27 protein-coding genes and 1 other annotated feature are annotated in these 26593 nt (G+C 41.6%); all 27 genes read right to left on the bottom strand.

All coding sequences use genetic code 11. From position 1 onward, the window contains the following. Positions 1 to 131: 131 nt before the first annotated feature. Positions 132 to 1445, bottom strand: a complete 1314-nt coding sequence (locus ACZ43M_RS09755) for a solute carrier family 23 protein (RefSeq protein WP_464507209.1) — start codon at positions 1443 to 1445, stop codon at positions 132 to 134. A 166-nt stretch (positions 1446 to 1611) separates the two neighbouring features. Continuing rightward, a complete protein-coding gene (gene pyrR / locus ACZ43M_RS09750) occupies positions 1612 to 2154 on the bottom strand; it encodes a bifunctional pyr operon transcriptional regulator/uracil phosphoribosyltransferase PyrR (RefSeq protein WP_464507208.1) in 543 nt (180 codons plus the stop codon). Between the two features lie 161 nt (positions 2155 to 2315). Beyond that, entirely contained in the window at positions 2316 to 3227 is a 912-nt protein-coding gene (locus tag ACZ43M_RS09745; protein ID WP_464507207.1) for an RluA family pseudouridine synthase, read from the bottom strand. Continuing rightward, positions 3199 to 3690, bottom strand: coding sequence for a signal peptidase II (lspA, locus tag ACZ43M_RS09740; RefSeq protein ID WP_464507206.1), 492 nt, complete (start codon positions 3688 to 3690; stop codon positions 3199 to 3201). The genes ACZ43M_RS09745 and lspA overlap by 29 nt, the downstream gene beginning before the upstream one ends. A gap of 76 nt (positions 3691 to 3766) precedes the next feature. Continuing rightward, entirely contained in the window at positions 3767 to 4063 is a 297-nt protein-coding gene (locus tag ACZ43M_RS09735; RefSeq protein WP_464507205.1) for a TraR/DksA C4-type zinc finger protein, read from the bottom strand. A gap of 146 nt (positions 4064 to 4209) precedes the next feature. Continuing rightward, positions 4210 to 6981 carry an isoleucine--tRNA ligase gene (gene ileS, locus ACZ43M_RS09730; RefSeq protein WP_464507204.1) on the bottom strand — a complete coding sequence of 924 codons (2772 nt, stop codon included), beginning with the start codon at positions 6979 to 6981 and terminating at the stop codon, positions 4210 to 4212. Positions 6982 to 7054: 73 nt separating this feature from the next. Beyond that, positions 7055 to 7299: a binding site (T-box leader), on the bottom strand. Between the two features lie 49 nt (positions 7300 to 7348). Then, positions 7349 to 7864 carry a DivIVA domain-containing protein gene (locus ACZ43M_RS09725; RefSeq protein WP_464507203.1) on the bottom strand — a complete coding sequence of 172 codons (516 nt, stop codon included), beginning with the start codon at positions 7862 to 7864 and terminating at the stop codon, positions 7349 to 7351. A gap of 81 nt (positions 7865 to 7945) precedes the next feature. Continuing rightward, complete coding sequence (locus tag ACZ43M_RS09720; protein WP_464507202.1) at positions 7946 to 8719, bottom strand: YlmH family RNA-binding protein; 774 nt, start codon at positions 8717 to 8719, stop codon at positions 7946 to 7948. 29 nt (positions 8720 to 8748) lie between these two features. Further along, the gene (locus ACZ43M_RS09715) at positions 8749 to 9012 is read right to left on the bottom strand and encodes a YggT family protein (RefSeq protein WP_464507201.1); all 264 of its coding nucleotides are present in this window, start codon (positions 9010 to 9012) and stop codon (positions 8749 to 8751) included. 29 nt (positions 9013 to 9041) lie between these two features. After that, entirely contained in the window at positions 9042 to 9497 is a 456-nt protein-coding gene (locus ACZ43M_RS09710; RefSeq protein WP_464507200.1) for a cell division protein SepF, read from the bottom strand. Positions 9498 to 9508: 11 nt separating this feature from the next. Next, a complete protein-coding gene (locus tag ACZ43M_RS09705) occupies positions 9509 to 10186 on the bottom strand; it encodes a YggS family pyridoxal phosphate-dependent enzyme (RefSeq protein WP_464507996.1) in 678 nt (225 codons plus the stop codon). A gap of 8 nt (positions 10187 to 10194) precedes the next feature. Then, a complete protein-coding gene (pgeF, locus tag ACZ43M_RS09700) occupies positions 10195 to 11010 on the bottom strand; it encodes a peptidoglycan editing factor PgeF (protein ID WP_464507199.1) in 816 nt (271 codons plus the stop codon). A gap of 79 nt (positions 11011 to 11089) precedes the next feature. Then, on the bottom strand, positions 11090 to 11350 hold the full coding sequence (locus ACZ43M_RS09695; RefSeq protein ID WP_464507198.1) for a YlmC/YmxH family sporulation protein: 261 nt from the start codon (positions 11348 to 11350) through the stop codon (positions 11090 to 11092). Positions 11351 to 11490: 140 nt separating this feature from the next. After that, positions 11491 to 12270, bottom strand: coding sequence for an RNA polymerase sporulation sigma factor SigG (gene sigG / locus ACZ43M_RS09690; protein ID WP_464507197.1), 780 nt, complete (start codon positions 12268 to 12270; stop codon positions 11491 to 11493). Between the two features lie 168 nt (positions 12271 to 12438). Continuing rightward, a complete protein-coding gene (gene sigE, locus ACZ43M_RS09685; RefSeq protein WP_464507196.1) occupies positions 12439 to 13158 on the bottom strand; it encodes an RNA polymerase sporulation sigma factor SigE in 720 nt (239 codons plus the stop codon). Positions 13159 to 13203: 45 nt separating this feature from the next. Next, entirely contained in the window at positions 13204 to 14142 is a 939-nt protein-coding gene (gene spoIIGA, locus ACZ43M_RS09680; RefSeq protein ID WP_464507195.1) for a sigma-E processing peptidase SpoIIGA, read from the bottom strand. 1253 nt (positions 14143 to 15395) lie between these two features. Continuing rightward, the gene (gene ftsZ / locus ACZ43M_RS09675) at positions 15396 to 16544 is read right to left on the bottom strand and encodes a cell division protein FtsZ (protein ID WP_464507194.1); all 1149 of its coding nucleotides are present in this window, start codon (positions 16542 to 16544) and stop codon (positions 15396 to 15398) included. Between the two features lie 42 nt (positions 16545 to 16586). Then, complete coding sequence (ftsA, locus tag ACZ43M_RS09670; protein ID WP_464507193.1) at positions 16587 to 17882, bottom strand: cell division protein FtsA; 1296 nt, start codon at positions 17880 to 17882, stop codon at positions 16587 to 16589. Positions 17883 to 18005: 123 nt separating this feature from the next. Next, complete coding sequence (locus ACZ43M_RS09665) at positions 18006 to 18368, bottom strand: small basic family protein (protein WP_464507192.1); 363 nt, start codon at positions 18366 to 18368, stop codon at positions 18006 to 18008. Next, entirely contained in the window at positions 18368 to 19099 is a 732-nt protein-coding gene (locus ACZ43M_RS09660) for a DUF881 domain-containing protein (RefSeq protein ID WP_464507191.1), read from the bottom strand. Before ACZ43M_RS09660 ends, ACZ43M_RS09665 begins: the two co-directional genes overlap by 1 nt. A gap of 40 nt (positions 19100 to 19139) precedes the next feature. Beyond that, positions 19140 to 19850: a DUF881 domain-containing protein gene (locus tag ACZ43M_RS09655; RefSeq protein WP_464507190.1), complete on the bottom strand. Its 711-nt coding sequence runs from the start codon at positions 19848 to 19850 to the stop codon at positions 19140 to 19142. Continuing rightward, positions 19825 to 20616, bottom strand: coding sequence for a cell division protein FtsQ/DivIB (locus ACZ43M_RS09650; RefSeq protein ID WP_464507189.1), 792 nt, complete (start codon positions 20614 to 20616; stop codon positions 19825 to 19827). Before ACZ43M_RS09650 ends, ACZ43M_RS09655 begins: the two co-directional genes overlap by 26 nt. Positions 20617 to 20859: 243 nt before the next feature. Continuing rightward, entirely contained in the window at positions 20860 to 21768 is a 909-nt protein-coding gene (murB, locus tag ACZ43M_RS09645) for a UDP-N-acetylmuramate dehydrogenase (protein ID WP_464507188.1), read from the bottom strand. Between the two features lie 63 nt (positions 21769 to 21831). Beyond that, positions 21832 to 22935, bottom strand: coding sequence for an undecaprenyldiphospho-muramoylpentapeptide beta-N-acetylglucosaminyltransferase (murG, locus tag ACZ43M_RS09640; RefSeq protein WP_464507187.1), 1104 nt, complete (start codon positions 22933 to 22935; stop codon positions 21832 to 21834). A gap of 156 nt (positions 22936 to 23091) precedes the next feature. Beyond that, entirely contained in the window at positions 23092 to 24192 is a 1101-nt protein-coding gene (spoVE, locus tag ACZ43M_RS09635) for a stage V sporulation protein E (RefSeq protein WP_464507186.1), read from the bottom strand. 73 nt (positions 24193 to 24265) lie between these two features. After that, complete coding sequence (murD, locus tag ACZ43M_RS09630) at positions 24266 to 25618, bottom strand: UDP-N-acetylmuramoyl-L-alanine--D-glutamate ligase (RefSeq protein WP_464507185.1); 1353 nt, start codon at positions 25616 to 25618, stop codon at positions 24266 to 24268. Continuing rightward, entirely contained in the window at positions 25619 to 26593 is a 975-nt protein-coding gene (gene mraY, locus ACZ43M_RS09625) for a phospho-N-acetylmuramoyl-pentapeptide-transferase (RefSeq protein WP_464507184.1), read from the bottom strand. It abuts the gene before it with no gap.

The raw sequence follows: 26593 nt of genomic DNA, 5'->3' as shown, positions 1-26593 counted from the left end.
CTAACCAGACCAGGGTGTAAAAATTGATCACAAGTAATCAGAAGTTTGGAATGGTTCCATTCAACACTTCGATTCCTACACCCTTATAAGCCTCTCTGGACTTCATTTAAAAGGTCGTTCTTATCGTGTTATTAAGCTGTTTTTCGATTTTTTTCCGCTTCTTCATTTTCGAACATATTGTCATTAACTGCTGGACGCCCAGGAAGAATGAGGTTTAACACTACACCGATAATCGCAGCTAAAGCCATTCCCTGGATTACAATATCTTTAAACGGCAGTTTTACGATTGCCCCGCCAAGTCCGATGATAAGAATGACCGATGCAATAACAAGGTTTCGTTTATCATCGAAATCAATTTTGCTGTCAACGAGCATTCGGAGTCCTGAAGAAGCAATGATTCCAAATAGGAGGATTGACACACCGCCCATTACAGGCGTCGGGATGGAATGAATTAAGGCAGTTATTTTGCCAACAAACCCGAACACAATGGCCAGTACTGCTGCTCCTGCGAGGACATACACGCTATAAACCCGGGTAATTGCCAGTACACCAATATTTTCACCATAGGTTGTCTTTGGCGGTCCACCGACCAAAGCGGAAATCAAGGTTGCCGTACCATCACCCAAAATCGAACGGTGCAGGCCTGGTTCTTTAATATAGTCCCGGCCAACTACTTTACTCAGAATTAACTGGTGTCCAATATGTTCAGAAATCGTTACAATTGCAACAGGTACCATCAGCCAGAAGATATCCCAGCTAAATTGAACCTTATAGCTGACAAACGGAATAACGAAGTTTGGCATCTCAAACCAATTTGCATCGATTACTGGCTTAAAATCAACAATCCCCACAATCAAAGCATAAATGTAACCGACGACGATACCGGCAAGAATCGGGATAATGCTGAAGATTTTTTTAGCATAAATCGAGAAGATAATCGTTGCCGCTAAAGTAACTAATGCCACCGAGAAATGGAGCATGCTGTATTTTCCTGCCGAGTTATTCATCGCCATGTCAACTGCTGTTGGCGCTACAGATAAGCCAATGATGATAATAATCGGCCCAACCACTACCGGCGGAAGCAAATTCATAATCCAGCGGTAGCCTGCTTTGCTAATAATCAGGGCGATAATTCCATAAACAAGTCCGGCCATGAACGTTCCAATCATCGCCCCTCCAGGGCCTCCGGCCGCTTTGGCGGCAATCACCGGTGTGATGAAGGCAAAGGAAGAACCAAGATAGGCGGGAACCTGCATTTTTGTTATTAATAAAAATGCCAATGTACCCAAACCGCTTGAGATCAAGGCAATTGCCGGATCAAGTCCGACGAGATATGGGACTAGGATGGTCGCCCCGAACATCGCGAATAAGTGCTGCAAGCTTAATGTCAACCATTGCGTTGGTTTTGGCATTTCATTTACGTCTAGGATTGGTTTATTGCTCATGATAATCTCCTCTGAATTTAAAATATTTTTTCTTTATTGTTCTCAACTATCCATAAAAAAACCCTCAATGCCACAGAGGGACAAAGAGGGTGGAATGGCCAAAAAATTGAGATAGCCTTTTCCCCTTTGTCAGCCTCACTGGACTGCTTTTAAAAAGGGCTTCTATTTACTTGTCATAAATGCTTACTTGGTCTAACTTGTCAACTTCAGCCAGTTCTACAACAATCTTCTCACTGCTTGATGTTGGAATGTTTTTTCCGACATAATCTGCTCTAATTGGCAGCTCACGATGGCCGCGATCAACAAGGACTGCAAGCTGGATGGCTGCTGGACGACCTAGGTCAATTAGCGCATCAAGCCCCGCTCTCACAGTTCTTCCTGTATATAACACGTCGTCGACAAGGATCACCTTTTTTTCATTAATATCAAACGGAATATCAGATCCCTTTACGAGAGGTTCTTGGTTTTCCGTTTTCTTCGTCAGGTCATCCCGGTATAGCGTAATATCGAGTTCTCCTACCCCAATTGGACTTCCTTCAATCTCCTCAATTTTAGAAGCAAGACGTCTTGCAATATGGATGCCTCTTGTGCGAATACCGACGAGTACACATTCTTCGATTCCTTTATTTTTTTCGATAATTTGATGAGCAATCCTGGTCAACGCTCTGCTGATTGCCTGCTCATCAAGAACTAACGCTTTTTGGCTCATTTCTTCACCTGCTTTTAATAAAAATAAAACCTCTCACCGATTTCGGCGAGAGGTGTACAGTTAAAGGTATCCTTACATATTAACCGACCCTTCTCAGCCTCACGGGACTGAATTAAAGGCATATTTGACTATAGCTATCTTACTTTATCTGTTTTCTCGTGTCAACGATTATTTCGCAATTGATTCAACAACTGTTCATAATCGGCAGGCAGCGGTGCTTCAAATTCTAAGTATTCGCCGGTTCTCGGATGGGTAAATCCAAGGACACCCGCATGCAGCACCTGCCCGTTAAAACCCAGTGTTTTTTTCGGACCATACTTTGGATCCCCGGCGAGCGGGTAGCCGATATATTTCATATGGACACGAATTTGATGGGTTCTCCCTGTTTCCAGCTGACACTCGATAAAAGTAAAATCGTTAAAACGTTCCAGCACACGAAAATGGGTAACAGCATGCTTGCCATTATCAACAACGGCCATGCTTTGCCGATCCTTTTGGTCCCTCCCAAGCGGAGCATCAATCGTGCCGACATCATGAGGTATAACGCCATGAACAATCGCTTTGTACTTACGGGTAACTGTTTTTTCGACCAATTGATTAACAAGGCTTTCATGGGCCATATCATTTTTGGCCACCATTAACAGTCCTGAGGTATCTTTATCAATTCGATGAACTATTCCAGGCCTTAACACTCCGTTGATGCCGGACAAATCCTTGCAGTGAGCCATCAGTCCATTTACAAGCGTTCCGTACAAATGGCCGGGAGCAGGATGAACGACCATTCCTTTTGGTTTATTGACAACCAGGACATCATGATCTTCATAATAAATATCCAGGTTCATTTCCTCTGGAATTACATCCAGTACTTCCGGGTCCGGTATCGTAATTTCAATTTGATCATTCAGGCTGCATTTATAATTGGTTTTTACAATTTGCCCATTTACAAGTACATTTCCATCCTTAATCCATTGCTGTACTTGGGTGCGTGACCATTCTTCATTTAGGCCTGATAGGACCTTATCAATTCTGTCACCTTTTTGTTGTTCAAGAATGGTGTGTACCATTTTCTCCATAAGATTTCTCCTTTGATTCTCTCTCTTCAAGCAGCATTTGTATCATCAGCAGTACAACACCAATAACTAAAGCGGAGTCTGCGATGTTAAATACAGGGAAATTATAGCTAAAAATATACGTATGAATAAAGTCAACGACTTCTTTGCGCATAACCCGGTCAATAAAATTTCCGATTGCTCCACCCAGCATAAAGGCTAGGGAGACTCCCAACAACCATTTATCTTTGGCCGCTTTATGTATATAATACACAATCCCGGCAATGACAATAATGGTGATCAAATAAAACAGCCACATCTGCCCTTGGAGAATTCCCCATGCTGCCCCCCGGTTCCGGTGGGAAGTTATATATAGGACTCCATCAATAATCGGAATACTTTCCCCAAGAAACATGTTTTTTACTATTAACCATTTTGTAACTTGATCCAAAAGGATAATAAAAACCGCGATTAAATAATAAAACACTAAGAAATACCTCCACAACTAACACTCATACTTCTTTAGAATTTTAGCACACTTAATCGCGTTAGGACAATTAACATTATAAAAATGATGAAGAGATTGGTTTTTTGTAGTAATTCTCTAATAGATCTGAATCCTTTTTGCAACGAATGGTGGGGATCAACATCAATAAATCTTCGGGTATTAATTCTCCTGAAATTTCACATTCACCATACTTACCGGCTTCCATTTTCCGGATGGCTTCATCAACATCAGTAAGTTCCTCTTTAAGAATCTTTGTAAGCCAATCTTGTTTAGATTTGTCTTTTAATGAATGTTCGATTTCAGTCTTCGTTAGACGGAGTTCGAGAAACATCTTTTCCTGCATGGCATTCATAGTGTTAACTACCTCCGTTTTGTCATTTGTTATATTATATCCCGGTCCTTTATGGCGACACGGTGCAACATTTAACATCACGGTCAACTATTGACTATGCAGGAAAAAATTAAAACCCTGTACGTGTGTACAGGGTCTAAAAAACCTTATGCCAAGTGTGTGTAATTTTCTTTCACGACATGTGCACATCGAGGGCAAAGGGTTGGATGCTCCGAATCTTGACCAACCTCAGGTGTAACAACCCAGCAGCGTTCGCATATCTCTCCATCCGCTTTTGTTACGACAATTGCGGCGGTATCCAGTTTAACTGCATTTTCAGGAGGCTTTTCATACGTTCCGGCAACCTCAAATGCAGATACGATAAATAACTGGTTCAGATTTTCGTCAATGGAATCCAACAAGGCTTTGGTCTTATCGTTTACATATAAGGTAACCTTCGCGGTTAATGATTTGCCAATCACTTTGGCGTTACGTGCCTCTTCCAGTGCTTTTAAGACATCATCGCGAAGCCTCATAAATGCAGACCATTTTTCTTCCAGTGCCTCGGCTCCATCAAGTTCCTGGTATTCAGGCATATCTGTCAACTGAACACTTTCCTCCTGAACCTTCGGAATGTACTGCCATACTTCATCAGCTGTATGAGATAGAATTGGCGACACCAATTTTGTCAAAGCAACCAACGACTCGTAAAGCACTGTTTGAATTGCCCGGCGCTCATGGTGGTCATGTGCTTCAATATATAGGACATCCTTGGCAAAATCAAGATAGAAAGCACTTAGATCAAGGGTGCAGAAATTATTAATCGCGTGGTAAATGCCGGCAAACTCATAATGTTCGTAACCATGACGGACATTTTTTACCAGCTTATTTAATTTCACCAGCATAAATTGATCGACTTCACGCAAGTTTTCATATGCAACTTTATTTACAGCCGGGTCAAAATCAGCCAAATTCCCTAATAAGAAACGGAAGGTATTGCGGATTTTGCGGTATACTTCCGCTACTTGCTTCAGAATGGCATCTGAAACGCGAACATCGGCTTGATAATCAACTGAAGCCACCCAAAGACGCAGTATATCCGCCCCTAATTGATTCATAACCTTCGCTGGCACGACAACATTACCTAATGATTTACTCATTTTTCTGCCTTCACCATCAAGCACGAAACCATGGCTTAGCACGCCTTTATATGGAGCGGTGCCCGTTACAGCGACTGCTGTCGATAAGGAAGAGTTAAACCAGCCGCGATATTGGTCTGAACCTTCTAAGTATAAATCGGCCGGACGTACGAGATCTTCTCTTTCAAGCAAGACCGCTTGATGCGAGGAACCGGAGTCAAACCAAACATCCATAATATCTGTTTCCTTCGTGAAAATTCCATTTGGACTTCCGTGATGGGTGAAGCCTTCTGGAAGCAGGTCTTTTGCTTCCCGTTCAAACCAAACATTAGAACCAAATTGACGGAATAGTTCTGAAACATGATTAATCGTTTCATCGGTAATAATTTCTTCACCGTTTTCCGCATAAAATACTGGGATTGGCACGCCCCAAACCCGCTGGCGCGAAATACACCAATCACCGCGGTCGCGAACCATGTTAAACAGGCGGGTTTCTCCCCAAGCAGGAACAAATTTAGTTTCTTTGATTGCATCCAAAAGTTCATTCCGGAAATCTTTAATCGATGCAAACCACTGAGCAGTAGCCCGGAAAATAACCGGTTTTTTCGTTCTCCAATCATGTGGATAAGAGTGGGTAATAAAGGATAACTTTAGTAAGGCGCCTGCTTCTTCCAATGCCTGTGTGATTGGTTTATTCGCCTCATCATAAAATATCCCTTCAAATCCCGGAGCTTCACTGGTCATATAGCCCTTATCGTCAACAGGGTTCAGGACATCCAAGCCGTATTTTTGACCAACATGGAAGTCATCTTCCCCGTGCCCTGGAGCTGTATGAACGCAGCCCGTACCAGCATCGGTTGTAACATGCTCACCGAGCATGACAAGTGAATCACGCTTGTAAAGAGGGTGTGTGGCTACAATGTATTCCAGCTGTGATCCCTTTACCTTTTTAACTACAGTTGGCTGTTCCCAGCCGACTTCCTTCGTTACAGCTTCCAATAATGCCTCGGCAACGACATATTTCTGACCATTTACAGAAACCACCACATAGGTAAGGTCTGGGTGCACTGAAATGCCGAGGTTTGCCGGAATTGTCCATGGAGTTGTTGTCCAAATGACAATTTGCGTGTCTTGATCAAGGACATCTTTGCCGTCCTTTACCTGAAAACCTACATAAATAGACGCTGAGCGTTTATCTTGATATTCAATTTCCGCTTCAGCAAGGGCTGATTCACTTGATGGGGACCAATAAACCGGCTTAAGGCCTTTATAAATATAGCCCTTTTTCGCCATTTCTCCGAAAACCTTAATTTGCTGTGCCTCATATTCCGGTTTAAGAGTAATATAAGGATTGACCCAATCACCACGGACACCAAGCCGTTTGAATTGGGTTCGTTGATTATCGATTTGTTCCAAAGCATATTCCGTACAGAGCTTGCGGAAATCCGCTACAGTCATTTCCTTTCGTTTGACCCCTTTGTTCGTTAAAGCTTGTTCTATTGGCAATCCATGTGTATCCCACCCTGGAACATAAGGCGCTTGAAAACCGCTCATCGATTTATAACGGACAATAAAATCCTTCAAAATTTTGTTTAAAGCATGACCAATATGGATATCGCCATTCGCATAAGGCGGGCCATCATGCAGGACAAACAGCGGACGCCCTTTCGTCCGCTCCTGGACCTTTTGGTAAATATTCATTTCTTCCCATTTTGCCTGAACATCAGGTTCTCTTTGCGGCAGATTGCCACGCATCGGAAACTCCGTTTTCGGCATTAACAACGTATCTTTATATTCCATTTTTCCTATCCTCCATTACCTTTCTATTGAACAGAATGACCATTTTTTTCAATAAAAAAACCTTCTCATCCCAAATAGGGACGAGAAGGTTTATTCCCGCGGTACCACCCTGATAAATAGAATCATTCCAAGATTCTATCCTCTTCGTCAATTCGTAACGTGAATCCCACGCTTGGTTTACTCTTTCCAACAACGGATGTTCAACCATAGAACTCAAGGGTGATGTTCCAATTTCTCCGCTCTGCCGGGCTTGCACCCTCCCCAGCTCGCTAATAAAGCTTTTATGAAAAATTGTACTGTCCCTGTCATCGTCAATGTTCATTCTATATAGCTGTTAAGAAATTATATGCTATTATAGCGGTATTCGTCAAGCTAATGAATCTTCTTCTTCGTGCAGTTTTAATTCTGTTGCATCCACTTCATATTCCAACAGGTGATCCCAATCATCTGTATTCAACATATCCAGCTGGGCTTCAATCAGCATTTTAAAACGGGTACGGAAAATCTTCGACTGTTTCTTTAAATCTTCAATTTCTAATGCAACTCTTCTTGCTTTAGAAAGGGATTCATTCACAATCCGGTCGGCATTTTTCTCCGCTTCCTTAACAATCAGCTTTGCTTCCTTTTGAGCGTTCCGTTTTACCTCTTCCCCGGCTTCTTGTGCAATCACAATCGATTTGTTCAATGTTTCCTCAATCGTGGTAAAATGCCCTAAACGCTCTTGCATATCGTGCAGGCGCTCTTCCAATTCCTTTTTCTCGCGAAGGACCAATTCATAATCCTTGATTACTTGATCAAGAAATTCATTAACTTCATCCTCGTCATACCCTCTAAATCCCTTATTAAATTCCTTATTGTGAATATCCAACGGTGTTAACGGCATAATGCCACCTCCATACAATCTGTACTGCTATGTAATAGGAAGTATTCGACAAGTTTTTCGAATTTCCTGCATAAAAATTAATTATTTTATTTTCCCAACCGTGATTCGCCATTTTTCTTTTTTTGTTTTTCCATCCAGCCCAATGAGTTTTACCCTTCCATAGCCCCGAACTGAGATTATATCCCCGGCTTCACATTGGAAGGCAGGATTTTCAATTGCCGTCCAGTTAACTTTGACCAGGCCGGCTTGGATAAAGCTTAGGGATTTTTGTCTTGATAGATTGCAAGCACCAGAAATAACAGCATCCAAACGTAAGGATGATACTGTTAAATCAGTTTCCTCCCAATGTTCTTCTAAAGAAATCGCCTGCTCAGCGTTTATTTCGGTCAATTTCACCCCTGCTTTGCCTATCGATTCAACGTTACTTTTTATGTAATCTCCAACTTCCCTGGCTGCAAAGAATTGGCCCTGTTGATCGTTCATCAATATATCACCGAATTTTCCTCGTTTTAATCCAAGCGACATCAGCGTTCCAAGCACCTGACGATGCTCAATCGTGACAAATTTCTTTGGATACGAGATTTCAAATAAGGCAATTTGAAAATCTTCGTCAGTTGGAGCCATATAGTCAGGAAACAGCAAGGCTCTTTTTCTTTCTGCATGATGACTTCCGCCAAAAAGGGAATATTTCACGTCTCCATTCTCACCAACAAGGATTTTTAAAATCTGCTGTTCTCTAGGATCAAGAAAATCCGTCAGTTTAGGAGCGTACCGGGTTTCGACAGAGTTCTTCCAATGTAACACCTGGTCAATATATTCCCGTTCTTCGGGGCGGAAATGCTGATAAATATTCATCGGGGCAAACACAACCTAATCAATCAGTATTAAGCTAGCCAAAGATAGACACTATGCAAGCCGCTTTGGGCAAAGTTAAGGACAAGAAACGCTACAATCGGAGAAATATCAATCATGCCAAGCGGCGGAATAAACCTTCTGAACGGCTCCAAATATGGCTCGCAAATTCTCGAAAGAAATTGGCCAATTGATGATTCTCTGGCATTCGGAAACCAAGACATCAAAATGTAGATAATTAATGCCCATGAGTATATTTGAATAAGCCTTTGCAATAACCCAAAAATGATATCCATTTATTTTATCACCTCTTATTCTGATTCTGTTATTCCGGAAAAAGCTCCGAAATGTTCCCAGACACCTCTACATTATCAGGAGTACATAGGAAAATACTGGCGCCAATTTTTTGCATGTCACCACCGAGAGCATAAACAACCCCACTTAAAAAGTCGACAATTTGTCTGCCTTCCTGATGTTCAATCCGCTGTAGATTGACAACAACTGCGCGGCGGCTCTTCAAATGCTCGGCAATCTCGGTGACTTCGGAACTGGAATTCGGTTCTACTAAGATAACCTTTGATGCCTTTGCGGCAGTACCAGTGTTTGCTGGATTCGCCGTTTTTTGAACGCTTTGCAGACTGACTACATTCTGGCTCTTTACCGCCTGTCTTTTTTGTTTGATTGGTTCTTGAGCTGGTTGAGCTGGAACATAATCATCACGGTTATCATCGAAATCATCATCTAAAAAGAAAAAGGTTTTTAATTTTGATTTTAGTGTCATCTTCTTCTCCCCTAATCATCTTCACCAACTAGTGCTGTACCGATTCTTACCATCGTTGCTCCCTCTTCGATTGCAATTGCAAAATCATTTGACATCCCCATTGACAGCTCGGTACATGGAGCAAATTCATATTGTAGTGATTGAATTTGGTCACGTAATTTTTTTAATCCGCGGAAGCAGTTTCTAAGTAACTCTTCATCGTCAGTTAATGGCGCCATCGTCATTAAACCTGCGACCCTTATATTTTGATAGTAACGAAGTGATTCAATAAAGTCGATGACTTTATCGGGTGCTACCCCATGCTTCGATTCTTCTCCAGAGACGTTTACTTGAATCAAACAGTTCGTGACGTGACCAGCACGTTTGTTAATTTCTTCTGCCAATGACAGTCGGTCCAAGGAATGTATATACTCCACTTTATCAATAATGTTTTTTACCTTTCTACTTTGCAGTGTTCCGATAAAATGCCATACAGGCTTGTCCGCTAGTACCTGCCATTTTTCCAGCAATCCTTCATCACGATTTTCGCCAAGATTCGTAATGCCTGCCTCCAAGGCCTCGACAGCCCTATCGGTACTTACATATTTGGTAACAGCAATAACTGTCACTTCCTCAGGATTCCGTCCAGCCTTCCGGCATGACTCCTCAATTTGCTGTCTTACTTGTTCTAGCTTTGCTGCCACTTTCATTTTCTTTCTCAAATCTCCTTCCAACCAATAAAGCTTAACATTCTTCCAGTACTTCCATGGTCACGGCGATGAGAAAAAAACTGTTCGTCGCAGCTTGTGCATAAATCTGTTACGACAATGTTTTTTTCTGGTACTCCAGCCTTTAGAAGTATTTGCACATTAGCATCTCGCAAGTCTAAACTATATTGATTTCCACTAATTAAATTATATGGTTTTCTATCGACATCTTCTAGTATATTTTCCACCAAGTTAATGACATGATTATCCACAATATAACATTTTTTGCAGATTGATGGCCCAATAGCGACAAAAATCTCCTCAGGCCCTATTCCTTCCTGTTCCCATGCCATAATCATCTCCCGGGCAATTTGCCTAACAGTTCCCTTCCAACCTGCATGGCCAGCCCCAATCATCCTCGACCCGGGTGCAATGAAAAAAAGCGGGACACAATCGGCAAAACAAAGGGTCAACAGAACCCCGGCTTCATTTGTATAAAATCCATCCGTCCCTTTAAAAGCTTGGTCATATGAATTGGAACCCCTACCACGATCTGCTTTTGATATTTTTCTGATCTTAATTTCATGAGTCTGCTCTGCTCCGACCCAAAACTCCAGAGGGAACTCCAAAAGTTCGGCGACAGTTTCCCGATTTGTACAAACATCAGCTTTATCATCCCCCACATGAAAGCCCATATTTAGAGAATCAAAACTGCTTTTGCTTATCCCCCCATGCTTGGAGGTAATACCGGCAACCAACCCTGGAAAGTGTTTCATCCAGTCGTCAATTGTTAATAATGATTCATTGTTTAAAACAAAGGGTTCCATTTCTCTACCTCAAATGTTTTTCTATAGTTTACCATGAAAACACGAAATGGTCATAGTGAGGGGTCTAATTTATCGAAACTTACACTTCCTCCGGGATTCTTTCATCTACCTTGTGCCTAACCAAAATGACATCCTGGCCAATTTTAATTATGTTTTTCCAGGGAATCACTATTTCATCGTCTTTTCCAAAAAAGCCAAGTACCCTGCCATTACCCGAGATGACGACAGCTTCAATTTTTCCAGTGGTTAAATTTATCTCGATATCTCCAATATTGCCAAGCCGTTTGCCATCCGAAACGTTTACGACATCTTTTATCTGAAACTCGGAAATTCTCACCATTTATATTCCTCCTCGTAACAGTACTATAAAGAATATATGAATAAGGATAGCAATTTAGACGGTGATTTCCGCTCCAATTACAGACAGCTATATTCCTATTACGTTTTCCAATAAAAATAGCTGTCCTTAATGGACAGCTATTAGCTTTGAATATTTTTGTTCATTTGCCGGATTGCCGCTTTTTCCAGTCTTGACACCTGAGCTTGGGATATGCCAATTTCATCGGCAACCTCCATTTGCGTTTTTCCTTGGAAGAATCGCTTTCTTAGAATTAATTTTTCCCGTTCGTTTAATCTTCGCATGCCCTCTTTTAGGGCAATTTCTTCAATCCAATGAATATCTTTATTCTTTTCATCACTTAATTGGTCCATCACATAAATTGGATCGCCGCCATCATTATAGATTGGCTCAAACAAGGATACAGGATCCTGAATTGCATCCAGCGCAAATACAATTTCTTCGTGCGGCACCTCCAGAACCTTGGCGATTTCTTCTGCAGTTGGTTCTCTTGATGTTTCACTCATCAACCGTTCTCTAACCTGAAGCGCCTTATAAGCAATATCCCTTAATGAACGGGATACGCGAATCGGGTTATTATCACGCAGGTATCGTCGAATTTCACCGATAATCATCGGTACGGCATAGGTGGAGAACTTTACATTTTGACCTAAATCAAAGTTATCAATTGATTTCATTAGTCCAATACAGCCAACCTGAAACAGGTCATCAACGAATTCGCCACGGTTATTAAACCGTTGAATCACACTCAATACAAGGCGTAAATTGCCATTAACAAGCTTTTCTCTGGCACTTATATCGCCTTCTTGCATTTGCTTAAAGAGTACTCTCATTTCTTCGTTCTTAAGTACGGGAAGTTTTGATGTGTCTACACCGCAAATTTCAACTTTATTTCGAGTCAATTCTTTTCCCTCCTCGAGAGAGCTGCTGTACAAAAAACAGTATCTCCTTGAGCAGGAAAAATATGCACATGCCCTAGTCTTGAAAAGGGAACGTGCATTCTATTTCAACCAGTTACACTTTGAAATAATTGGGTTTTTTGAATGGAAAAAAATTTCTTTTTTTTGGGCTTATACCATCTTATTAAATTCTTTCCTTAATCTTTTTATGATTCTTTTTTCTAACCTAGAAATATAGGATTGCGATATTCCGAGCATATCGGCAACATCCTTCTGGGTTTTTTCCTCCCCGTTTGTCAGGCCAAATCTTAGCTCCATAATTTGCTTTTCACGTTCTGTCAGCTGATGGAGTGCCTTGGTGAGCAGCTTGCGATCGACATTCGCTTCCAAATCCTTTGTAATAATATCGTCATCTGTTCCCAAAACATCTGATAACAATAATTCATTACCGTCCCAGTCAATATTGAGCGGTTCATCAAATGAGACTTCCGATCTGATTTTATTATTCCGCCTTAAGTACATTAGAATTTCATTCTCAATACATCTTGATGCGTATGTAGCAAGTTTGATTTTCTTTTCCGGGTTAAAAGTATTAACCGCTTTGATTAGGCCGATTGTCCCAATGCTTATTAAATCCTCTATATTAATGCCCGTGTTTTCGAACTTCCTAGCAATATAAACGACGAGGCGGAGGTTGCGTTCGATTAAGATGGATCTTGCCGCTTTATCACCGCCTGGAAGCTTCTTTAACAGCATTTCTTCCTCGTCTTTGTTTAAAGGAGGCGGCAGGGCTTCACTTCCACCAATATAATAAACTTCATCTGTTTTTAGGCCCAATTTTATCAAGAACTTATACCAATAATAGGATAAGCGAAGTTTCCACTTTTTCATTTGTTTTCCTCCTTCTAAAAATATGTTTTTCTGAGTATAGTATTATTAACTTACCTTCACGGAACCACTGTCTTGCTTTGGTCCTGTAAGCATTTTCGGATGGACGATACAATGAAATGTATCATCGGCCGAGAGTTCCTGCATGGTAAAGGATACAAGTCCCTTTTCAAAAAGATAAAGGCTGCCATGATGCTCAATCATGATACTGTCTGGTTTGACGGCGACAATGAGCTGAGACCCTTGGCCGACCACCTTATAGGGCACAATTCTCATCCGATGCTGCCAAGCTTCAGGAAATTCATCACTTCCGATTGCTAACGGGTCAGGGTTGCTGGCCAATTGTTGAATGGGTTTAGACAAGGAGTCGAATTGAGCCTTAATGGAAACAAACATAACTGGCTGTTTCGATAATGGGTCATACAGTTGATTGCCACTGTCGATTAGTCCTTTCAACCTTAATGTTTCGCCCTCAATTTTTACTGTAACGGTCACAATCTGATCATATTGGATTTTGGTCATTTCCATTGATTCAATATTTTTCCTTGAAAAATGCCAGGCAACGGGGAACCCTATTAAAACGAACATCCAGCTGATTGGATCACCAAATCCCATCACACTTGACCTAAGAACATCCATTGTTAATTTAGGGTCATACTGTATAAAAAAGTGAACCCCCATTAGAGCGCCGCCAATTAAAAATGTGGCTACATAAAAGGTCATTAATGCCTTTATAAAAAATGATAATCGCTTATATCCGAAGGCAATCAACACCATAATGATAGAAAATAACAGTTTTGAGAGCGGATGGCCGGAAATAGCATTTATTGACGTGAAGGATAATAAAATAATCAATGAACCAATAAATCCCCCGACAAAGATTCTCCACAAACGGACCCTTCTCTTTAGAATGATACCTGTTAAATAAAGGAGAAGACTATCAAAGAGCAGATTAAGCGCCCAAATCACATCCAAATAAACAATCAAAGAAAGCTTCCTCCTTTATTAAGCCTCTTTCTATTATTCTGTTTAGAGAAAAGTATAACGTACTTGCATGGCGGAAGTGTGTCACTTTGTGTAATCAAAAAATCAGAAATTTTCCCTATTTAAACAGTATTTTGTCAGTAAAATTTTTCTAAAATAAAAAGGTACAACCAGTGATTGGTTGTACCTTTGATTGCCGGGAAAGTATTTTTCTCAGTATTTTTATACTTGATTTTAATCCTATAATAAATCATTGTTTCTGCTAATGGGCCTGTTGATTTCCGCTCCAGGTGCTTCGCTTTCCGCGGGCGGTTCGGGGAGCCCCTCGGCGCGAGCGCCTGCGGGGTCTCCCCTGTCCCGTACTCCCGCAGGAGTCTGCGCACCTTCCGCTCCAATCAACAGGGAGTAAATCAACCTAATGTATGGCAACAAACTCTTTTTCCTGCCTGTTTAAATATGACAAGAATCATACAAGGATTTTCCACCTCGTAACTTGATCATATTTATTTTTGTGAATCACCTTTTACTTCATATGAATCATTCATCTAACCTATGGGAATGGAATTTTTCCTCAGACAAGTTATATAAGAGGTCTTCATAACACGTTTGGTTGGATATTTTCCTCAGATACGTCATAAGAGACGGTTTCATAACGTGTTTGACTAGATTTTTTCCTCAGACACGTCATGAGAGACGGTTTCATAACGCGTTTGACTAGATTTTTCCCTCAGACACGTCATGAGAGAACGTTTCATAACGTGTTTGACTAGGTTTTTTCCTTAGACACGTCATGAGAGACGGTTTCATAACGTGTTTGACTGGATTTTTTCCTCAGACACGTCATGAGAGACGGTTCATAACGCGTTTGACTGGATTTTTTCCTCGGGCACGTCATGAGAGACGGTTTCATAACGCGTTTAACTGGATTTTTTCCTCAGGCACGTCATGAGAAGAGGTCCTACGTTTTTACCCTTCGTAGTGTGGATATAATTAGTTAATACAATCTCTGTTGATTTGCGCGGAAGGCGCAAAGACTCCTGCGGGAGTGAGGGGCTGGGGAGACCCCGCAGGCGCTTTAGCGCCGAGGTGGCTCCCCGGCACGCCCGCGGAAAGCGAAGCGCCTGGAGCGCACATCAACAGACCAGTGGCATGGACTATGATTTAGTATTTTATTAACAAATACAGTATTTAGTAGTATATAAAAAGGGAAGGTACAGACAGTAGCTGTACCTTCCCTTTTACTATTTATCAACTTATTAGCGTCTTCTGTTTCGATTTCTTAAGAAGGTTGGGATGTCCAGTGTATCTTCTTGATACGTGTTGTTAGTGCGTACAGGCTCTTGCTGTGGTGCCTGCTGCTGTGGCTCTTCACGCTTTTGTTCCCTTTTAATTGCGTTACCTTGAGGTTTAACTTGGCCGAAAGTTGGACGAGTTGGCTTCTGTTGGATAACCTCTTCTTTAAAGCCAGTGGCAATAACGGTTACGACAATCTCATCTTTCAGATTTTCATTGATAACCGAACCGAAAATCATATTAACTTCCTGATCTGATGCAGAAGCAACGATATCAGCAGCCTCCTGAACTTCATAAAGGCTTAGGTTCGTTCCACCTGTAATATTCATTAACACACCCTGTGCCCCGTCAATTGAGGTTTCGAGTAAAGGAGAACTAATCGCTTTCTTAGCTGCCTCTGTTGCACGATTTTCACCTGAAGAAACACCGATTCCCATTAATGCTGAACCTTTATTGGACATAATGGTTTTAACATCGGCAAAGTCAAGGTTAATAAGACCTGGCACCGCAATTAAATCGGAAATGCCTGATACACCTTGGCGCAGGACATTGTCCGCTTCGCGAAATGCCTCAAGCATTGGTGTGCTCTTGTCGACTATTTCAAGCAAACGGTCATTAGGAATCACAATTAATGTATCGACAGCTTCCTTCATCGATGAAATTCCGCCGGAAGCTTGAGTTGCACGCTTTTTGCCTTCAAACGTAAATGGACGGGTTACCACACCGACAGTTAACGCTCCTAGATCGCGGGCAATTTGAGCAATAACTGGTGCTGCACCTGTACCTGTACCGCCACCCATACCGGCAGTGACGAACACCATGTCAGCCCCGCGTAATGCTTCTTCAAGTTGTTCCTTGCTTTCTTCAGCCGCTTTTTTACCCACTTCTGGGTTGGCACCTGCGCCAAGACCACGGGTTAATTTTGAGCCAATTTGCATTTTAACTTCTGCCTTGGACAGATTTAATGCTTGCGCATCGGTATTTACAGCAATGAATTCTACCCCTTGAACACCGTGCTCGATCATTCGATTTACCGCATTATTTCCGCCGCCGCCGACTCCGATTACCTTTATTGTGGCAAGAGAATCTAAATTTGTATCAAACTCTAACATGAAAAATCCTCCTAATTCGTCGATATTCCTTTTCGATTCAAGCTATTCGAAAAAGTATCCAAGGAATTTTTTTACCTTTGATGACATTTTTTCATCTGGATGCTTTTCCACTTTTGTTTTAGGCTGGTGTTGTTTTGGCGCCCTCTTTTCAACTGGCTCAGATACAGATGTGGATGCGCTTGCCGTGCTGCCTGGCAATCTAGCATTCTTGTAAGCATATTTAATCAAGCCAACTGCTGTTGTATATTGAGGTTCTCTAACACCAATATAGTCGGGACGTGCAATGCGGACTGGATTCTTAAACATATCCTGCGCAAGCTCTAACAACCCTTGCATATTGGCAGTTCCACCTGTTAACACGAAACCGCCAGGCAGGTCGGTGACGCCTAATCGTTTCAGTTCTTTCGCGATTAATTCAAAGATTTCTTCCATCCTCGCTTCGATGATTTCAGAAACATAAAGCTGATTGAATTGCTGATGTTGATCGCTGCCAATAATAGGTACACTAAAAAACTCATCTTCTGAAGCATGGTCGTAAAACGCATGTCCATATTTCACTTTAATATTCTCGGCATCCTCTGTTGATGTGTGCAATACCTTGGAAAGGTCATTTGTAATCAAATCACCGCCAACCGGTATGACACTTGTTGCTTTTAAATATCCCTCTTCAAATACGGATATCGTGGTCGATCCCCCGCCAATATCAATCAGGGCAACGCCAAGATTCTTTTCATCCCTTGACAATGCAAAATCTCCGGCCGCAAGCGGCTGTAGAATGATGTCAGAAAAGTTGAGTCCTGCCCGTTCGACGCAACGGATAATATTCGCCAGGACGGAATTGGAACCCGTTACGAGTGTCCCTTCCATTTCTAGGCGAACACCAATCATCCCGCGCGGGTCGTTGATTTCGTCTTTCCCATCCAGGATAAATTGCCTTTGGATGACTCCCATATTCACTCTTTCAGGAGGAATTGAGCCCGCATAGGCTGCCTCAATCACACGAATGACGTCATCATTCGTAATCTCGCGATTTTGACCAGATACGGCAACAATTCCATGACATGGCTGAAGCATGACATTATGGCCTGGAATCCCGACCACAACTTCGTGAATCTCCATCCCTACCATTCTCTCAGCCTGCTCAATTGCCCTCTTAATCGAATGAACGGTGTCATCCATGTCGACAATGGATCCTTTTCGCAAGCCTTCAGATTCTACATTACCTACACCAATTATATTTAATGAGCCTTTTCCAGAGTCATTGACCATTTCACCAATGATTACTTTTACACTGGATGTACCGATGTCAAGACTTACATATATTTCATTGCTGTTCATTCTCTGGCACCTCCTTTAATATCCCTTTATGTCGAACAACAATTCAGTTTGTCTAATAGAATTTCTTATAATCATATCTTATAAGATTATTCGTCATAACTGAATGATTCCCTTTAAAAAATTTCAACTTTTTTCTATTTTTTCTTTGTTTGTTGTCCATTTTGTCAATAATATTCGCCTGATTACGGCAATATTTTGAAATAATCTAACTCCAAACGCAAATACTGCTGCTAAATACAAGTCTACACCAAGATGGACACCGAGAAAAGCTAAACTTGCAGCAAGTATTATATTAAAAAAGAAACCAGAAACAAATACCTTTTCATCATAAATATTTTGCAAATAAGCCCGAATTCCCCCAAATAAAGTGTCGAGCGCTGCCAAGAGAGCAATCGACAAATAATTAGCATATTCCTCCGGGATTCGTATTTCTGTCATTAACCCTAGTATGATGCCAATAATTAATCCTAGTACTGGAAGCCACATTAGGAAGCGCCCCCTTCTGTAACCGGCTCCAAATAACGAATCCGAATCGGGTTATCATAAGCCGGTATCGTAATATTGTGATCTGGCGCGGAGATATTGAGTCTTAAACTTTCCGTAAAAAATTCATCCCTGGCTTTCGATACTTTCATCCGGTTATACAATTTTTCAGCACTGCTTATATCATTTGTGACCACTTTCACCTCAATTGGCAGGTCTTTAATCGTATGGCCGTCAACTTTCGTTACATTATTAATATCCCGGATCACAGAAGTATTGATAATTCGCTGACCATCAATTGCTGTGTATCTAGCATCATACATATTCAGTTCGTTCAACAACCTTTGCAGCAAATCAGGGGAAACAGTTTTTGCTTTTGGGCTCCCTAGCTGTATATCCTCTATAACAGGTTCAATCACAAGTGTAATTCCTGGACCGGAAACCTTTGTCAACCCCGCCTCTACTTTTAATTCCTGAAATGAATCTCTTAATGCTTGTTCCTTACTTTGTGTACGTGTAGATTCATAGGCTGCCAGTTTATCATCAATGGAACGGACCTCCATCAACAGCTTTGATTGCAGTTCCTTTTCTTTGAGCAGCGCTTCTCTGAGCTGCCATATGTCTCTTGTATCCCGTTCAATTGGTTTTTTCACGGTTTGAAATTGAATCGCAATCATAAACCCTACTACAGCTGCAATGATGGAAAAACTAATCTTCAATTTTGGCTTGTCCACTATTTTCACCCAACCTTTTAAATTATCCTTGTGGACGCTATCAGTTTCCCAAAATCGGGTTTAATACTAATTCGTTGTCTTTTTCCAATGCAAAAACAATGTTGTCATTTACAAGCTGGTCCTTTACTCCCCCGGTCAAGTTTATTGAGGAGGATAGGACGTCCGGATCACCAATTGCCGTAATCTCAAATGGTGCAGGGTACGGGGTTCCATCGACAGTTATGACCGGGCCGGTACAGACAATATAGGAATGGCTCGTAAGTCTTTGACCATTTATAGCAACGGCTGCAGCTCCAGATATGTACAGTTCATTGACCACTTTATAAACATGATGTTCATGAACTAGATAGTTATTTACATTGTCTTCCTTAGGATCGTAAGCACCGTCGGAGAGCGTAATCTTTACCCCTTTGCCCTTAACCTTCACCTTTCCTAGGAACATCCGGTATTTTTCGGTTTCCTCGGCAAGCTCTTGAAAAACTTGCGTCTCTTTCGCGAGCCCTTTTTCATTTTTTTGAACTTTTTCCTGTTTTTCGTTCAATTCCTTCTGAAGGTTTCGATTAATTTCTTCTTGGGCAATTAGCTGGTCACGGAGTGCCAGCGTTTTTTTGTATTGATTGTCTGAAAGCTTTGGCTTTTCCTCCTTATTCTCCATTTGCGTTAAATGATAGGAAAAGGCCATGATAAACCCCAGAACGAGGCAGACAAGGGACAGAATAACATGATTACCCTTCACCTTCAGAATCTTCAACTTGTGTTTCCTCCACTTCCGTCTCGAAAGCCTTAAAATATGAACCTACCTCAAGATCAATTATCCCTTTTTTATTAGGATCTAATTGGCTGATAATCGAAGGATAATGGACCATTTTTTCCGAGAAAGTTCTTAATGTGGCACTAACCTCAAATCCATCGTTCATAAATAACGAGATATGATACTTATCTGCCTTCTTTGGCGTATAATGAATCTCCGATATCGAGTTTAATATCTCAATTGGAAGAGCCTCCATGCCTTTCACCAGTTCGTTTAAGGCTTTGCCTTTTTTGAAATCAAATAGAATAGGAGCATTAGCAGGAATGCCGTCTGTTTCTTTATCCATTAAAATGTGACCGTTCTCCATTACAGGATGGAACCCATTGTCTTTTTTTAGGTAGGCAATTCGTCTGTGTTCTTTAACTTGTATTTCAACACTGTTCGGCCATTTTAATTTCACATCAATACTGTTAATTTCAGGAAGCTCTTGTAATTTGGAAGACAATGTACTTTTTCTGACTTCCCATATATTTGTTTTGGAAGAAAGACCACTTTGCTTGATAATTTCAGTACTAGAATAAAGTTCATTACCTATAACTGAAATGTTCTTTACATGGCTTAGAGGTGATTGCGTATAAGCAATAAGGACAATCATCGTAAAAAACAAGAACAGCAGCAATATAAGCCGTTTATTTGCTTTACGACGTCTTTGCTCCTTTAATTTTGGAATTCGGTCCTCTAAAGCCACGACCTTACTCTTATCCATTCATCTTTCCTCCAAATATACTGCGGGATTTCCAAATCCATACAAAAACATGTCCCGATTAAAGCGAAACAACGGCACGAAAGCTCATGCCGTCATTCATTTTCTTCAGTATTCTTCCATCTGTTAATTATCAGTTATTATAACACAAAATTTGTCATTCGTAAGGGATTTCTGTATGAATTGACAGGATAAATTTTGGAATTCAGCACCACCCCATAACCCAGCAGGGCGAGTGCTAAACCCTTATTTTCTCCCGATAATTTCAACTTCTGTTTCCATTTTTACTTGATATAAACTGAAAATCGTATCCTTAACATGCTGGATTAAGGAAAGGACATCCCCGGCAGTGGCATTGCCAGCGTTGACAATGAAATTGCCATGAAGCTCGGAGATCTTTGCTCCCCCAATACTGAAGCCTTTTAGACCGGCTACTTCAATTAATTTTCCTGCATAGTTCGGCAGTGGGTTTCGGAAAATGCTGCCTGCACAAGGGTAATTCCATGGCTGCGTTTCCTTGCGATAATCTTTGTTTTTTTGCATTCTCTCCACGATGGCAGCCTTGTCACCCTCTTCAAGCTGGAACACCGCTTCCACAACAATTCCAGGGCGTTTCTTCTGCAGGACAGAGGTCCTGTAAGAAAACTCCATTTCTTCATTCGACAGCCATTCCATCGTTCCATCCTCAAATAAAATATGGGCCTTTGTTAGAATCTTGCTTATATCCGATCCATGTGCTCCGGCATTCATATAGACAGCACCGCCAACTGAACCTGGAATGCCGCTGGCAAATTCCAGACCGGAAAGTCCTTTCCTGCTGATCCCGGTTGATAAACTGACAAGTGAATAACCGCCGCCGACAAGAATTTCCGTTCCATTAACTTCAAGGTGATTGATGCCTGCCCCTAGTTTAATTACGACCCCTTCAATCCCTTTATCTGAAACCAACAGATTGGACCCCCTGCCAATCGCCCGCCAATTTAAATTATGCGCTTTTATGAACTCCATTGTTTTGATTAAATTTTCTACCGTGCTCGGTTCAATAAAAAGATCAGCCGGCCCGCCAATTTTAATGGTCGTATGATGAGCTAGAAGTTCATTTTGTTTAACTTTACCAATGTTTAACTTTTCTAGTTCCTGTATAATAACGTCCATTTGTGATCACCTTACTTTCCAAACTTGCGTATAGTTTTAGTTTATGCTGAAACTCCGATTGGGCTACCTTTGTTTTTCTCTAATAAGCTCCTTCATTATGTTGTACATTCTTGCAGCTGAATCAGGGACCCCTATTTTTTGTGAATTACCTTTCATTTCTTTAAGTGTTTCCCTATTTAACAGGATTTTGTCAATGTTTGCCACCAAGCTGTTACAGGTTAAATCCTTTTCAAGTAAAACCTTGGCTGCACCATGTTCACTCAAGGAACTCGCATTTTTTTCCTGATGGTTGTTAGTCACATACGGACTCGGGATTAGGATACTCGGGATTCCAAGTGACGTAATTTCTGCCAGTGTGGTCGCCCCTGCCCTTGAGACGACTAAATCCATTCCGGCAAGAACCTCAGGCATATTATGAATAAATGGTTTGATTACGACATTTTTAGGATTGCCGACAAGCTCGACCTCTTTGCTTACCTCGTCATAATGGACATCGCCCGTTACATATAAAACTTGATAGGGTTTCCCGGCCAATTCAGGGAGCGATTTAATTACCGCTTCATTGATCGGCCTAGCACCACGGCTGCCGCCAAATATTAAAACAGTAGGCAATGTAGTACTAAGTCCTACCGACAACCGCCCCTTGATTCCGTCTTGCCCCAAAACCTCCGATGCCCTAGGGTTTCCAGTAAAAATGACTTTTTCTTGTGAAAAAAACTCTTTAGCCTCATCAAAACAAATAGCGATTCTTTTTACATATCTGCTTAAGAACTTATTCGTCAGGCCCGGAACACTGTTCTGCTCGTGAATAATCGACGGTATCCCCAGTTTAGCCGCCGCATAAACAACGGGTCCACAAACGTATCCTCCGGTCCCTACGACAATATCAGGTTTAAACTCTTTTAAAATTTTCCTGCTATCCCTGACGCCTTTGATAAATCTCAGGACAGTTTTTACATTCTCAAACGAAAGTTTACGTTTAAACCCTGTAATATGAATAGAGGTAAAAGGAATATTTTCTTTTGGAACAATCTTACTTTCCAACCCATTTAAGGTACCTATGTATAAAAATTTTGCATCTTTATCTCGTTTCTGTATCTCTCTAATAAGTGCAAGTGCCGGATAAATATGACCGCCGGTTCCCCCGCCGCTTACGGCTATCTTCATCTTCTCACCCCAAAACTGTTGCTAAACACATTCTACTACAAAAATTATTTAAAAAAAGCGAATGAAAAAATAATGTTATCTAATTGTAATCCATTATGCAAGATATTCCACATATATTCCACGCAAAAAGGCCCTGTCAGAGAAACAGGGCAGTGGTTAATACCTCGAATAACGGCTTATATTCAGAAGAACTCCAATTGCCATTAACATTAATGTCAGTGAAGAACCGCCATAACTTAAAAATGGTAAGGTAATACCGGTTACAGGCATTAACCCTGTGACAACGCCAATATTAATCATGACCTGAATTGCGACCATGGCGATGATTCCAACTGCGAGGAAGCTGCCATATAAATCGGGAGCGCCCAGGGCTATTCGGATACCGCGCCATAGTAATAGGGCAAATAACAGGATGATAAAAGAGCCGCCGATAAAGCCTAATTCTTCCGAAAGAATCGCAAAGATAAAGTCAGTTTGTGGTTCCGGAAGGTAGAAGAACTTTTGCCTGCTCTCGCCTAGACCAAGCCCAAACAACCCGCCAGGACCAATTGCATAAAGTGATTGAATAATTTGAAACCCGCTTCCCAATGGGTCGGACCATGGGTCCAAAAACGAGGTAATTCGCTTAATCCGATATGGAGCAGAAGCAATCAAGCCGACAAAACCGGCGACACCGAGGAGCCCCAGGAATACAAAGTGACTAACTCGTGCCCCCGCGATAAAAATCATGACAACACAGGTGCCTATCATGACTGTTCCTGTCCCTAAATCCGGCTGAAGCATAATCATGGCAAAGGCTACAAATGCAAGCCCCAAGGATGGAACCAGCCCTTTTTTAAAGGATGTAATCAGTTTCTGATTATCAGATAAGAATTTGGCCAAGAACGCAATCATTGCCAGTTTCATAAACTCTGACGGCTGGATTGAAAAGGCTCCCACACCAATCCAGCTGCGGGATCCGTTGCGGACGTTTCCGATTCCTGGGATTAACACCAATATCAATAACACAAAACAAACAATTAAGATTGTTTTGGACCAGGTTCGCCATGTCCAATAATTTATGTTCATGATAAAAAACATCGCCAACACACCAACGCCTGCAAATAGGGTTTGCCGTTTGGCAAAGAAAAAGGAATCCTCAAATTTATATTCAGCCCATATCGCACTGGCGCTATAAACCATAATCAGTCCAACAGTCAGCAGTGTAAATGTTACAATCATTAAAATAAAGTCGGGAGTTGTTCTTTTTGTCGGCACCACTATACACCTCAGGCTTCTAGTTTTAGGGCTTAAGTGACCGCCGCATTTTTGCTTCCCGCGGGACAAGCCCCTACTTAAGCTTATGCACCGCCTCGATAAAAATGTCTCCTCTGACTTCAAAAGTTTTGTATTGATCCCAACTAGCACAAGCAGGAGATAGCAAAATAACATCACCCGGTTCAGAGAGTTCAAATGCGACAGGTACGGCCTTGTCAACATTATCGACACGCTGATGTTGTTTTATTCCCGCTTCCTTGCCTACCCGCTCCAATTTAGGGGCTGTTTGCCCAAACGTAATCAACGCTTTTACATTCTTCAAATACGGAATTAGCTCGTCAAACTCATTTCCGCGATCAAGCCCGCCCGCCAATAAAATAACCGGAGCATTAAACGCGGCAAGCGCATTAATCGTTGCCAATATATTCGTAGCCTTTGAATCATTATAAAACTTCCTGCCATTAACATCTGCGACATACTGCAAACGGTGCCTGACACCAGTAAACGTTTTAAGCACGGCAACAATTGCGCTGTTTGGAGCGCCGGATAGTTTCGCAGCTGCCATAGCGGATAGAATATTTTCAAGGTTGTGGCGGCCTGGAAGAGCAATTTGCGCGATTTCCATTACTTGTTCATCATTAAAGCAAATCCAGCCATCGCGGATATAAGCGCCTTCCACAAGTTCCCTAGTTGTTGAAAAAGGAATAATTTTAGCCCGGGAATGCCGGGCAATATCCATGGTATCTTCCTGGTCGGCATTGATAATTAAGTAGTCCTGCTCTGTTTGGTATTTTGTAATGTTTGCTTTTGCAGCCTTATATTCTTCTCTTGTCCCATGATAATCCAAATGGGCATCATAAAGGTTGGTAATAATGGCGATTTTCGGATTAAACGTTTCGATCCCCATCAACTGGAAGGATGATAATTCAATGACAATCGTATTTTCACTAGTTGCCTCTTGAGCAACACCTGAAGCTACCGTGCCAATATTACCGGCAATCAACGGCTGTTTTTCACCCGCTTTTAACATTTCATAAACAAGCGTCGTTGTTGTTGTTTTCCCATTAGTCCCGGTAATTCCGACAAATGGTGCCTCTGAAATTTGGTATGCAAGCTCCACTTCAGTTATGACTGGGATTCCGCGTTCCATTGCCCCTTCAATCATTGGGTTGTTATAAGGTATCCCGGGATTTTTTACAATTAGTTCAAACCCTTCATCTAAGAGTTCGACCGGATGTTCACCACATATGACTTTAATTCCTTGTTCCAATAACCCTTGAGCTTCAGGATTTTCCGAAAACGGTTTTTGGTCGTTAACTGTAACAAACGCTCCAAGCTTATGTAAAAGAGCCGCCGCAGTTACACCGCTTTTGGCCAAACCAAGGACAAGAATTTTTTTATGACAGTACAAATTAATCTGCTTCAATTACAACCACACCTCTATATAGATTCCAAGAACTGCTAACAGTAAGCCCACGCTCCAAAAAGTAACGACAACCCGCCATTCCGACCAGCCTACCAACTCATAATGATGATGCAATGGGCTCATTCTAAAGATCCGTTTCCCGGTAGTTTTAAAGGAGGCAACCTGAAGAATGACCGACAAGGTTTCAATCACAAACACGCCGCCAATAATCAAAAGCAGCACTTCCAGTTTTGTCATGATTGAGATTGCCGCGATTGCTCCCCCTAATGCCAGCGATCCGGTATCACCCATAAACACTTTAGCCGGATGGGCATTAAACACCAAGAACCCAAGCACCGCTCCGACTATCGCTACAGAAAAAATCGCAATCTCCATCTGTGATTGATTCCATGCTAGAACAGCAAAGGCTCCAAAGGCTATCGCTGCGGTACCTGAAACTAAGCCATCAAGCCCATCTGTCAGATTAACTGCATTAGAAAAGCCGACAAGCCAGAACACAATGAACAAAACAAAAAACCAGCCCAAATCGATGGTCGTGTCGGTAAACGGAATACCGATCTCAGTAGAGAAATCATTTTGTTTATAAACCAAATAAAAAATAACAGAAATAATGATTTGTCCGAGCAGCTTTTGTTTAGAAGTTAACCCAAGGTTTCGCTTTAGAGCTACCTTGATAAAATCATCCAAAAATCCGAGCAAGCCAAATCCCAGCGTTACCAACAGCAGCAAGTAAGTTTTAACGGTTGGTTCAGCAAATTTCCCCGTCATGACCATTGTGGTAATCACAATGGAAAATAAAATCATGATACCACCCATTGTTGGTGTACCAGATTTCTTTTGATGTGATTTGGGACCTTCCTCCCGAATACTTTGTCCAAATTTCAACCTTCGCAAGAAGGGAATAAAAACTGGAGAAAGCAGGACCGAGATGAGAAAAGCCATGATTATTGTGAAAAATATAACTTGCTCTAGCAT

This window comes from Neobacillus sp. B24 (assembly GCF_055381825.1).
This window is presented reverse-complemented; position numbering and strand designations above follow the sequence as displayed.